This window comes from Streptomyces sp. S186, assembly GCF_051603415.1.
Lineage (GTDB): Bacteria > Actinomycetota > Actinomycetes > Streptomycetales > Streptomycetaceae > Streptomyces.
On sequence record NZ_CP193932.1, the window covers coordinates 1,392,347 to 1,404,550 of the forward strand.

Consider the following 12,204-nt stretch of genomic DNA (forward strand, 5'->3'; position numbering starts at 1 on the left):
TGCCGGGCATGACGAACAGTCAACTCACTCATGAGAAGTATGAGTTCATCGAGCCGCCCTACCTGCCGATGGTCGTCAGATGCCGAACGGTACGGCGTAGCGGACGGTTCCGCTGGGCAGCGGGTGGTCGGCGTCGAGGGTGAGGGCCATCAGGGCCTCGTCCGGGACATCGATGGTCAGGCCGATGCCGTGGGCGGAGGCGCGGGTGAAGCCGAACCGGGGGTAGTAGGTCGGGTGCCCCAGGACGACGACGTGGTGCTCGCCCGCGTCCTTGGCCGCTGTCAGGGCGGCCTGAACGGCAGCTGAGCCGGCGCCCCGACTTTGCTGTTCGGGCCGGACGGCGACCGGTCCCAGGCACAGGGCCGGGACGTTGCCGATGTGACAGCGCGTCATCAGTGCGTGCCCGACGAGGCTGCCGTTCTCCTCTGCGGTGACGAGGGACAGTCCGTTGATCCAGGCGCTCGGGTCGGTGCGCAGGGCGTCGACGAGGTCGGCCTCCTGCGCTGTGGGAAAGGCGGCGAGGTCGATCGCACGGATAGCGGGGATGTCGGCGCTGGTCTCAGCGCGCGTGATCCAGGTGCTGCTCATGATCGATGAAGATCCGTTTCAGGGTGATGTTCGTGTGCAGCGCTCCGCGAGCGCACGCTCCGGTGAGGCGGGCAGGAGGAGAGCAGGCCACAGCCCGGGACGTGGGAGATACCCGGGCGCGCTGGGCACGGTGACCGTGTGGACTGGGGCCCTGCATGCAGAGCCTGCAGGGCCCGGGAGGTCATCGCCGTGAGTGATCCGGACTCGGAGTCGGACTCGTGAGCCTGAACCGGGCTATGTTCTCCTCGTTCTCTTCGGTGGCCCACCGCTGGAATCCGGCCTTCTCCAGCACTCGGATCGAGGACGGGTTGGACAGTTCCACATTGGCCGACACGGTGTGGACATCGGGCGTGGTGAGGGCGAACTCCGCCAGGGCCCGGGTGGCTTCGGGGGCGTAGCCCAGGCCGCGGCGGGAGGCGACGATGCCGTATCCGATCTCAAGGACGCCGTCGCCGGGCGGCCAGAACAATCCGATCGAGCCCACCACCAAGTCGCTCTCGCGCTCGATGATCAGACGGTGGCCGTATGCGCCGAGCCAGGCGGGGTACTGGTCGAGAAGGCCCGCGACCACACGATCGCCTTCGGCGGGAAAGTCGTGTGCCCAGTGCGGGGAACGGGAACGGGTGTCGTCGAGGACCGCGGTGGCCTCGCTCAGGGTCCAGGTCCGAAGGGCGAGGCGCTTGGTGAGCACGTCGGCGTGGGCGGGTGAAGAAGTGGAAGACACGTGTCTCTCCTGGTCGTTGGAACGACCCGGCCGGCGCTGTGCTATCGCGCGGGCCGGATGAGGGCATGCTGACGAGGGCCGACGGCGGCCATATTCATCAACCTCCCCATCCCAAGATCACGCGTCTGTCGCGCTCACGCGACGGTAGTAGCCACTCCCCGGCGGAGCAACACGTTTTCCTGGCTTGATCAGTCAGTCACCAGATCAGAGCGCTGGCTTCAAAGGACTTCAACAAACCCCTGCCGGCAACGGCCGGTGCCGGGCCCCGGTCGACAGCGGCTGCTCTGCCGTCACGCTGCGGACCAGACTTCCCGGCACTCCGCAACGGAGCCTCACGAACCCTGCATGCTGAAGTCCGGTCGACTACCGCGTGGTCCGTCACAGGCCGGCGACGCCCGGTCCGGAGCCCTCCGGGACTTCCCCACCTGCCGGGGGATCACTCGGCCTCGGCCGTGACATCACGGACACCGCGCGGACGTCCTGCCCGTACCCACAGCCAGTAGAGGCCGCCGGCGATGAGAAGTGCGGCGGCGAGGGAGGCGATCGGTTCGCCGCGGGCGAGATTGGCCACGAGGACGAAGGCGACCGCGAGGGCCCCGACGAGATTCACGGCGAGTTGGGCGAGGTCGCCGTCGCGGGCGGAGAAGCGGGCCATGGCGATCAGCCCGGCGAGGAAGGACATGAACACCGACACGGCATAGAACAGCACCAGTCGCTGGTCCTCGCCCCCGGCCGCGCAGATGACTGCGCCGGAAACGGCCAGGAAGAGCAGCACACCCCAGTAAGGGGTGTGGTGACGGTTGGTGGTCCCCCACACACGCGGCAGGACCCCCGTATCGCCGCCTGGCCCGCGGTGGCGCGCGAGGGCTTTGAGCAGCCCGGGTCCCGCCTGGAACGAGGAGGACGCGGCCGACAGCAACAGCAGCGCGGTGACCAGTTGGAAGAGCGCGTACCGCGTGCCCGGGTCGGCACGGCGGGCGAGATCGGCGATCTGCGTGCTGTCCGGTGCGGGGATCCCGATGCGCAGATGGACCGCTTCGACTGTCAGGCCGAGGGTGAGGCCGCCGACGATGAGCAGGGTCAGCCACAGAGTGATCCGGCCGAACCGTCGCCGTCCGACGTCGTCGAGCTGGCCGAGCTGGGCGATGGCCGAGGAAGGCGCCTCCACACCGGTGGCCAGAGCCATCGCCACCGGGAACGCGAGAGCCACCGACAGCGGAGCCGCATGGGCGGCATGGTGGGTGATGGTGCCACTCGGGTGCACCGGAGCGTCGATTCCCCCCGTCAGCACCGCAACCGTGATGGCGATGAAGGCGAGCGTCATGGCGGCGAAGACCGCCCGCCCCAAGTGCCCCAACCAGGTCAGGCCCGCCACCGCCGCCGTCAGCCCCAGTGCCAGAGGGATCCGCCACGATGCGATGCCGGGAAGGTAAGCGATGACCGCGGAGGCTCCGGCGGCCGAACTGATCGCGATCGTGAGGACGAAGTCCACGATCAGCGCACCGATCGGAACGAACGCCCACGCCTCCCCGAAGGCATCCCCGGCCGCCGCCGCAGCCCCGCCACCGCCCGGGTAACGGGCCACCAGCTGGTGGTAGTTGACAATGACGAGAGCGACCAGACCGACCACCAGCGCCATCGTCGGCAACAGCAGGTCGAGATCGCCGTGCAGAGCCCGCAGCGCCGCCTCGATCGCATAGGCCACCGAGGACACCGGGTCGGCCATCACTGCGAACGCGAACGCCACCAGCAGCACCGGCCTGGCGTGGAACACCCTGGACACCCTGGCACGTGAGCCGGCCTGGGCAGCGCCGCGGTGGCGGGTGGTCTTCATCAAGGGGGTGGCCTTTCCGGTCCGCGCGGGCAGGACTGCCCGTATCGCCGACCAGACTTCCCGGCACACCCTGCGCGGACCGTACTCCGACGAGAACCAGTAAAGACAGCTTCACACCACCGGTTCACCCACCAGAGTGCACACACCCGCCGCGCCCTCCAGCCGGAACTGTCCTTCGGCAACGGCGAAAGCCCTGCTGATCCGCCCAAGGGCCTGGAGCGCGACGGCGTGGTGCCGGACGCGCCGTCCGCGATCGTCGATGGTGAACTGGACGAACCGGCCGGGCTGCGCCGGCTCCCGCCACCTCGCGGTCCTGGCAGTTGCTTCAGGCGCAGCCGGTGACGTCCGGGTATGGACGGGTGGCGGCGGAGTTCTTCGAGGTTCTTCGAGCGTGGGACCCCCGTCAGACATGACGGGGCCCGACGGGGGATCCCACGCTCGCATCATCCGGCCCACACGGACGACGCCTTGCGTCGCGGCGTTGCCCGGTGGGCGGAGGGGCGGTGGGTCAGTGGTGTCAGGGCTTGTTGCCGCCGGGCTGGTGCTTGCCGTCCGGTGGCGTGTCGTGTTGCGGAGTGTGCGGCTGGGGGATCCGTATGGCTCCCTTGCCGTGGGCGAGTTGCACCTCGTGCTGCACCTTGGGCATCGGCAGGCGCATCGCAAGTGCCTGTACGCCGCCGATCTTCAGATAGGGCATGGCCCATCCCTCCAGGTCGACTCCCGCGAACAGCTTCCAGTCGGCGTTCGCCGCGGCCTTGCCCTCGGTCGACCCGCCGGCTCCGCCCTTGACCTCGGTGCGCACGTACGGTGCGGCGACGTCGCCCTTCACGCCCACGCTGCCGTAGAGGCCGAGGTTGGCCTCGGCGCCGAACCGGACCTTGGCGTTGACCGCGGCCGAGGCGCTCGCCTTCAGCGTTGCCGGGGTGAAGTCCACCTTGGCCTCCGGCTGCCAGCCCGCGCTCAGACCGAACGCGGAGCCGAGGGCGAAGTCGCCCTTCACCGGGTCCTGTTGGATGTCAAGGCTCGCCTTGCCGTCGGCGTCGATCAGGACGTAGCAGGTGAGGTCGATGTTGACGGTGACCGGAAGTTGACCGATGTAGAAGGTCGGGTTGGCGTGCAGGATGGCGAACGGTACCCGGACCGGCTTGCCGTTGGTCGTGGGGGCCGTCCGCCCCTTGAAGTGGAACCCCGAGGACCAGTCGCCGCTCAGCCGCAGGCCGGCCCCCGACGGGCCGTCGCCGGAACCGCGGCCGTAGTAGTTGAAGTCGACCTCGGGCGCGAGTTGGACGAAGCCCTTGAGCGACGCCTTGGTGGGGCTTTCCACCCCTTTCCCCTTCGCGTTCTTCTCCGTGTCGACCGAGGTGTCGACGTCGACGCGCAGGCTGCCGAAGGGCAGCTTGAGGCCCTCGGGTCCGGCGTGGACGTTGCCCCGCTTGGCCCAGGAGACCTTCACCCCCGGGACGAGCGAATCGACCTTGAAGCCGGAGGGGTCGACGGGCAGCTTGTTCGTGACCTTGGTGTCGCCCAGCACCGTGGAGAGATCGACCGGGGCGGTACGGACCTGGGTGCCCTTCGAGGTCTTCTTCTCCACCTTCGTGACCTTGGCCAGGACGCCCTTGGGCGCGCCGGGCACGGGCTTGCTGGCGACGATGTCGCCCACGGCGACGGGCTTGTTCGCCGCAGGAGCGACAGGCTTGTTCGGCGCAGGAGCGACGGACTTGTTCGGCGCAGGCGTCGTCGCCGACGGTCCCGGCGTACCGGACGCGCTCGGGGTGGGCTGCGGGATGGTCTGGGAGATGGTGGCGCGCCCGCTGTTCTGGTCGATGGAGTCGACCTTCACCGGCGACTTGTGCGCCTTGATGCCGCCGCCCGCCGGGACGGCCACCGCGCTGGGCTCGCCTCCCCTGGGGGAGGGTGCGTCGAGGCCGAAGTCGATCTTGGGGCGAGGGGTGGTCTCACTGGTGTTCGCCGCCTCGTCCGAGGCGTTGGTGGGGCCGCTTCCCGATGACGAGCAGCCGGCCAGGGCGAGGGAGAGGGAGGTGAGCAGGACGGGTGCTAGTGCTGCTTTTCTGCGGAGATTGCGCACAGCGATCTGGATCCTCGTGGACTGGTGGGTGGATTGGTGGGGGTGGATCGGTAAGAGGGGCTGATTCTCTGCCTGAGGGGTGGCGGGGGCATGTCACGTCAGACATGTCACGTCAGGTCAGGCATGGGCGGACCTCTTGTTCGTTCGGCAGGGGCTGTGGGCCGGCGGGTCACTTCGTTCCCGCCGCGAGGGCTTCGAGGTGTGTGGCCGCGGCCGCGGCGCCCCCTGCGGCGCGGAACGACGCGCGCACCCTTCCGGCCGCCTCGCGGTAGTCGGGCTCGCGGAGGACGGTGTCCAGTGCGGCGCCCAGCGTTTCGGCGGTCGCCCGGTTGAAGCGGACGCGTACGCCCGCTCCGGCGTCCGTCACCTGGGCGGCGACGGCGGGCTGGTCGTCCCGGATGGGCGCGACGACCAGAGGGAGGCCGTTCCAGAGCGCCTCGCACACGGTGTTGTGCCCGGCGTGGCAGATCACCGCGTCGCACCGTTCCAGGAGGGCGAGTTGGGGAACGCGCGGGCGGACCAGTATCCGGTCGGCGAACTCCGGCACCGTGCCCGTCGGGTCGACGATCACCGCCTGCGCCCGGTCCGGCCGTCCGCGCACCGCCTCGGCGCACGCGGCGAGGAAGCGGGGTGCCGCCTCGGTGTTGGCCGTTCCGAGGGTGATCAGCACGGTGGGTGTTCGGGGGTCGAGCCGGTGCCAGGGGAAGTCGTCCGCCGCCGGGCGGGCGGCGAGCGACGGGCCGACGAACCGGAGCTGTTCGCCGGCGGACGGGAGCGGCCCGGCCAGGGCTTCGGTGCTGAAGGCCAGCACCAGCCGGTCGGACAGGCGGGGGTCCGCGGTGCTCCATGGGTCGCCGATCCGCCGCCTCAACTCCCCCAGCAGCCCAGTGATCCAGGAGTCGACCTTCGGCAGGCCGGACAGCGAGGTGAAGCCCGCCGTGGTGGTCGCCGAGGTGGCCCACGTAAGCCCCAGCCGCTCGGCCACGAGGCCGCCGGCGACGGCCTGCTGGTCGGCCACCAGGACGTCCGGCCGGAACTCCCCTACGGCCGCCCGCACTCCGGGCGCCATGTGCTCGGCGAGCGGCCCGAGGAACCGCTCCCACAGGAACTTCAGTGCCGCCGGCCCGCGGAGTGAGGGCGGCCGCAGCAGGGCGGGGTCGGCCAGGTCCGGGGAGGAGCACCGAAAGACGGTCGCGCCTTCGCCCACCAGGGGGCCGACGATCTCCGGCAGGCCCGCCCAGGCCACCTGGTGCCCGCGCCGGGCCAGTTCGGCGGCGACGCCGACCGTGGGGTTGACGTGCCCGGCCAGGGGTGGCACCACGAAGAGGAAGCGGCTCACCGGATCACGTCCTCGGCCGCCGGTACGGGCGGGTGGGCGCGGATCCACTCCAGGATCAGGTCGCCGGTCAGCTCCGTGGCGCCGACCAGGAGCCAGTGCTCCTGGTCCGGCACCACCACGGTGCGGCACTGCGGCAGCAGTGACCCCAACCAGCCTGCCTGCGCGGCGAGTTCGGACTCGGCCCCGTAGAGGGCCAGCACCGGGCAGTCCACCGCGCGGAGGGCGTCCTCGTCGAGGACCCGGCTGGCGGGGACGTCCTGCGCCGTGGTGGTGGAGTGCAGCAGCCGGGCGGCCGACCGGATGCGTTTGGTCACGTGCTTGCCGTGCTTCTCGGTGATTTCCTCGAAGAGGCCGTCGCGGGCGAGTTCCTCCGCCCCGCGCGCGAGGTTGGCCGCCATCTTGCGGGACCAGGCGCCGGTGGCCGGCTCCGACTCGATCATCGAGACGCTGGCCACCCGGCCGGGGTGCCGCGCCGCGAGGCCGAACGCGATGGTTCCGCCGTAGGAGTTGCCCACCAGGTGCACGGGGCCCGCCGGGTCCAGCCGGTCGAGCAGGGCCGCCAGGTCGTCGAGGTGGTCCTCCAGCCGGTAGCCGGCCGGCGGCCGTTCGCTGAGGCCCTGCCCCCGCAGGTCGTACATGATCACGTCGAGCCCGGCGGCGGCGAACCTGGGGGCCAGAGTGAAGTAGTAGCTGATGAGGCTGTCGATGAGCATCCCGTGGATGAGCACCACGGTGGGCGGCGGGGCCGTGCCGGTCGTCGTCCGCGCGGGCATCCGTTCCACGTGGACCGTGAGGCCGCCTGCGTCGATCATGGCCATGGGTCACCGCTCCCCTTCGGCCCGCAGGCAGTCGGTGATGTGCTCGACGAGCTGTCCGACCGTCAGGCCGATGATCTCCTCCAGCCCGAGCCCGGCCAGGTACTCGGCGAAGTTCACCAACTCCCCGTACCGCGCCTGGAGGTGGCCGCCGAGGGTGACCAGGTCGATGCTCTCCAGGTCCAGGTCGTCGTGGAAGCGGGTGTCCATGGTGATCCCGGCGTCGTCCACGCCCCCGTAGTCGCCGAGGACGGCGTGGAGCATGCCGGTGATCTCCTCGAATACGGCCTCGGGCAGGGCCTGCTGGGCCCGGGGGTCCGGTGCTCCGGCCTGATCCGGTGTCGCGGCCTGGCTGCTGTTCACTGCGGGTTCTCCTGTCGTGCGTCGTGCGGGTGGGCTGCCCCGTCGGCCGGTCCAGTGGTCCAGGCGACCACGTACTCCCGCCCGGGCAGGTCCCGCGGGTTGGTGACGGTGCGGCAGCGCACCGGGTACCGGCGGCCGCCCACGGCCACCACCACCTCGTCCGTCCGGGCCTCGATGACGGCGAAGTCCTTCGGGCGTCCCCGCAGTCCGGTGCCCTCGGCCTTGGCCACCGCCTCCTTCGCCGCCCAGAACCGGGTGAACCACAGCGGCTGTGGTTCACCGGTCCGGAAGCACAGCGCGACGAGGAGTTCGCGCTCGGCGGGGCCGAGGGCGGCGGCCAGGGGCCCCGGCGGCCGGTGGGTGACCTCCTCGACGTCGATACCGACCGGCGCCGGGCGCCCGTCCGTGCCGCGCGTCCTGACCAGGGCGACCGCGGCCTCGGCCCGGTGCGCCAGCGAGACGTCGAGGGCGGGCAGGACCCGGCCGTGCACACCGGTCACCCGCGGCCGGCCGGACGCGTCGTTGTCCACCCGGATCTCGGCGGGAAAGACCGGCCCCTCGCCGTGCTCCCACAGCCGGCGGCGGACCGCGTCCTTGGCCGCGATCCGGCCGAGCAGCCACTGGCGGCGGCCGGACGGCGAGCGCCGCTCGTACTCCTCGCGCTCGGCGGTTCCCAGGTGCCGCCGCATCACGAGGTCGCGGGAGGCGAGGTCGTGGCACCCGTCGAACAGGAGCACCCAGCCGCCCGGTTGGACCGCGGAGAGGGTGTGCCGCCCGGGGAACCGTTCCTGCGCCTTGGTGTCCGTGCGGCTGTCGAACCGGTGGTCCTGCCAGCCGCCGATCTCCGCCCAGACGCGCCCGTCCACGAGCAGCTGCACATCCGCCTCCACCGTGGCGTCGGTGACCGAGACGATCCTGATGAGGCACTCGACCCGGGTGCCGGACGGCGGGTGCGGGCCGAAGAACCGGATGTGCCGCACGCGGACGGGGAACACCAGGGTCCGCTCGGTCAGGGTGGTGAGAATCCAGTAGCCGAGCAGCTGCCCCACGTTGTCGAGCAGGGCACCCGGCGCGGACGGGGCGGTGAGCACGCCGCGCACATGCGCGTCGCCGACCGCCGTCAGCTCGGTGATGCCCTGGAACGCCGGGCCGTGGAACATCCAGCGGTCCCGGTACAGTTGCCCGGCCGTGATCCCGGGGGCCCGTTCCTCCCCGGGCGCCCACCGCCAGGGCCGGGGCGCGCCGCCGGGGTACCGGTCGGCGAGTTCCACCTCGCCGTGCGCGTACGCGCCGAACGTCACACCGGCCCGGCCGGTCCCGCGTGCCTCGACGGTCACGGGCACGTCGACGGCGGGGGCCGCGGCCACCCAGCGATTCAGCCGCACGTCGTGCACCGCCACCGCGGTCGTCCCGGGCCGGGCCCGTACGGCGTGCGCCATCATGTGGTGGACGACCGTCGTGGCCGGGACCACCGGCCACCGGTCGGCCTCGTCGGGCCAGCCGGGGCGCTGCGCGAAGAAGCAGTGGTCGCGCAGGTACGGCATGGCGTCGGTGGACACCCGCAGCACGGTGCGGACCGTGGGCGCCGCCGCGGCGCGGGACACCGCGAGGGCCGTGTCGGCGGTGTCCTTCAACAGGGCCCGCAGCTCGGCGTCGAGCGGGGAGCCGTCCGGGGCGGGCGGCGCCGCACCGGAGTCCGTTTCCTGCCGGACGGCGAGCGCCGAGCGCACCGCGGCCACCGTCTCGCGGTCCAGGGACACCAGTTTCCCGCCCAGGTCCAGCCGCACCGGCGGCACCCGGCGGGCACCGGCGGCGGCCGGGGCCCCGAGGTCCGGATCTCCCCCGGCCGTCCACAGTGCCGTGGCAACCCGGAGCAGCTGCGCCGTCCCGTCCCGGTGCGGGGAGTTGGCGGCCACCACCAGGTGCGGCAGGCCGCGCAGGGTGCTCTCGACGAGCGAGCCCACCCGGCCCGTACCGGCCTGGACGAAGACCCGGAAACCGGCCGCGTACATGGCCTCGATCAGCGGGCGGAAGCGGACGGGTTCGAGCAGGTGGCGGGTGAAGAGCTCCCGCACCTCGGCTTCGTCGCCGGGGTACTCCGCGGCAGTGGTCGCCGACCATACGGGCACGGTCGGCCGACGCAGCTCGAACAGGTCCGCGTAGTGCCGGATCTGGTCGAGGTAGGGGGCCAGCATCGGCGTGTGGAAGCCCGAGCGGAACGGCAGAACCTGCCCGATGACGCCGCGTTCCCGGAAGTGCCGTACCAGGCCCTCCACTTGGTCGGGCGGGCCGCAGACCATCGACTGCTCCGGGGCGTTGTCGTGCGACAGCACCACCTCGGGGTGGGCGGCGAGCGCGGCGGTGACCTGCTCGGCCGGTGCGCCCAGCGCGGCGAAGGACAGCCCGGCCACCCGCACCTGGTCCGGGTCGAAGGAGCGGGTGAACTCGTCGACCGCGTCCCCCGCGTACAGCCCGGCGGTGGCCATGGCCGTCCACTCGCCGATGCTGTGGCCCGCGACGGCGTCGGGCACGATGCGCATCCGGCGCAGCGCGGCGTCCAGCACCCGCCCCACGGCGATCACGCCGGCCCCGTGCCGTCCGACATCCGCCACGTCCGCCGCATCGGTCCCGGCCCCCCCGAACCCGGCGGGCAGCAGCCCCGAGAGGCCGAACCGTTCGACGACGTCGCCGATCCGGGGGTGGAACTCGGCCTCCAGGCCGGGGAAGACGAAGGCCAGCCGCCCTCCCGCGGGGCCGCCGAGCAGCGGCTCCGGCGAGAACCACACGTCGCCGCGCCCGCGCCAGGGGGAGCCCTTGGCCACCGCTTTCCGGGCCAGGGCCAGGCGCCCGGCGGTCGGGGCGACGACGCCCAGCCGGGTGCGTCCGTCGTGCGCGGACCGTCGTGCGCGGACGACGGCGTCCTCGGCGTCCAGCAGCGCGGCGAGCTCCTGCGGGGTGTCGGCGGCCAGCCGCAGCACCTGTTCCGGCTCCCGGACCGTCGCCGGTGACCGGTCCGGGCGGCGTTCCGGGCCGGGGGCCGCTTCCAGCACGACATGGGCGTTGATGCCGCCGAAGCCGAACGCGTTGACGCCCGCCCGCCGGGTCCGCCCGTCGCCGGTCTCCCAGTCCCGTGCCGCGGCGATCGTCCGGAAGCGGGTGCGGGCCAGGGCCGGGTGGGGCTCCTCGCAGTGCAGGGTCGGCGGCAGTACGCCGTGGTGCACCGCGAGCGCCGCCTTGACCAGACCGGCCACGCCGGCGGCCGGCATGGTGTGCCCGATCATCGACTTCACGGACCCGAGCACCGGCCGCTCCCCGTCGCCGCCGCCCGGGCCGAACACCTGGGCCAGGGTGGCAAGTTCGGCCGCGTCCCCCGAGGGGGTGGCGGTTCCGTGCGCCTCCAGCAGCCCCACCGAATCCGGTGCCGCGGGGTCCAGGCCCGCCTCGCGCCAGGCCGCCCGTACCGCCTTCACCTGGCCCGAGGGGTCGGGGTTGACCAGGCTGCCGCTGCGGCCGTCGCTGGCCACCCCGGTGCCGCGGACGACGGCGTAGACGCGGTCGCCGTCGCGCAGCGCGTCGGAGAGCCGCTTGAGCGCCACGACACCGGTGCCCTCGCCGATCAGCAGCCCGTCCGCGTCCCGGTGGAACGGGCGGATCCGTTGGCTCGGCGACATCGCGCGCAGCCGGGAGAACAGGGACCACAGCGTGATGTCGTGGCAGTGGTGGACCCCGCCCGCCAGCACCAGGTCGCAGCGGCCCGCGGCCAGTTCGCCGACCGCCTGGTCGACCGCGATCAGCGAGGACGCGCAGGCGGCGTCCACCGTGTACGCCGGGCCGCGCAGGTCCAGCCGGTTGGCCACCCGGGAGGCGGTCAGGTTGGGCACCAGGTTGATCGCCTGCTCGGGCTCGTCCGGTCCCAGCTGTCCGGTGTACGCCCGCCGGACCCGTTCCAGCAGTCCGGCGTCCAGCTCGGGAAGCAACTCCACGAGGGTCCGCACCAGTTGGTTGGACGTCTGGACGGACTGGGTGCCCCGCGCCATCCCGGGGGACAGATAGCCGCCCCGGCCCAGGACCACCCCGATCCGGTCCCGGTCCGGCAGCCGCGCCTCGCCGCCGGCGTCCGCGATCGCCTCGGCGGCCACGTGCAGCGCGATGAGCTGCTCCGGTTCGGTGCCGGGCACCGAGTGGGGCGCGATCCCGAACCGGGTCGCCTCCACCTCGGCCAGCTCGTCGACAAATCCGCCGCGGCGGCAGTACACCCGGTCCGAGCGGCCGCCGGCGGCCGCCGGATCGTAGAAGGAGGGGTCCCAGCGTCCGAACGGGACCTCGGTGATCGCGTCGAATCCCGCCGTCAGATTGCGCCAGTACGCCGCGAGGTCCGGCGCGCCGGGGAAGAGGACCGCCATGCCGACGATGGCGACGGGGGGCCGGCCGGCCGGTGTGTGCGTCGTGCTCATC

The 12,204-nt window shown here is 72.4% G+C and carries 8 protein-coding genes; all 8 read right to left on the minus strand.

Going from position 1 to position 12,204, the window contains the following annotated elements; translation table 11 throughout:
- Window positions 1-75 precede the first annotated feature (75 nt).
- Window positions 76-588, minus strand: coding sequence for a GNAT family N-acetyltransferase (locus tag ACRAS8_RS06195; RefSeq protein WP_438484767.1), 513 nt, complete (start codon window positions 586-588; stop codon window positions 76-78).
- Between the two features lie 181 nt (window positions 589-769).
- Window positions 770-1,312 carry a GNAT family N-acetyltransferase gene (locus ACRAS8_RS06200; protein WP_438484768.1) on the minus strand — a complete coding sequence of 181 codons (543 nt, stop codon included), beginning with the start codon at window positions 1,310-1,312 and terminating at the stop codon, window positions 770-772.
- A 436-nt stretch (window positions 1,313-1,748) separates the two neighbouring features.
- Window positions 1,749-3,086, minus strand: a complete 1,338-nt coding sequence (locus ACRAS8_RS06205) for an amino acid permease (protein WP_438484769.1) — start codon at window positions 3,084-3,086, stop codon at window positions 1,749-1,751.
- A 577-nt stretch (window positions 3,087-3,663) separates the two neighbouring features.
- The gene (locus tag ACRAS8_RS06210) at window positions 3,664-5,232 is read right to left on the minus strand and encodes a hypothetical protein (RefSeq protein WP_438484770.1); all 1,569 of its coding nucleotides are present in this window, start codon (window positions 5,230-5,232) and stop codon (window positions 3,664-3,666) included.
- Between the two features lie 169 nt (window positions 5,233-5,401).
- On the minus strand, window positions 5,402-6,571 hold the full coding sequence (locus ACRAS8_RS06215) for a glycosyltransferase (RefSeq protein WP_438484771.1): 1,170 nt from the start codon (window positions 6,569-6,571) through the stop codon (window positions 5,402-5,404).
- Entirely contained in the window at window positions 6,568-7,389 is an 822-nt protein-coding gene (locus tag ACRAS8_RS06220) for an alpha/beta fold hydrolase (RefSeq protein ID WP_438484772.1), read from the minus strand. Before ACRAS8_RS06220 ends, ACRAS8_RS06215 begins: the two co-directional genes overlap by 4 nt.
- A gap of 3 nt (window positions 7,390-7,392) precedes the next feature.
- The gene (locus ACRAS8_RS06225) at window positions 7,393-7,749 is read right to left on the minus strand and encodes an acyl carrier protein (protein ID WP_438484773.1); all 357 of its coding nucleotides are present in this window, start codon (window positions 7,747-7,749) and stop codon (window positions 7,393-7,395) included.
- Entirely contained in the window at window positions 7,746-12,203 is a 4,458-nt protein-coding gene (locus ACRAS8_RS06230; protein ID WP_438484774.1) for a beta-ketoacyl synthase N-terminal-like domain-containing protein, read from the minus strand. Before ACRAS8_RS06230 ends, ACRAS8_RS06225 begins: the two co-directional genes overlap by 4 nt.
- Between the last annotated feature and the right edge of the window lies 1 nt (window position 12,204).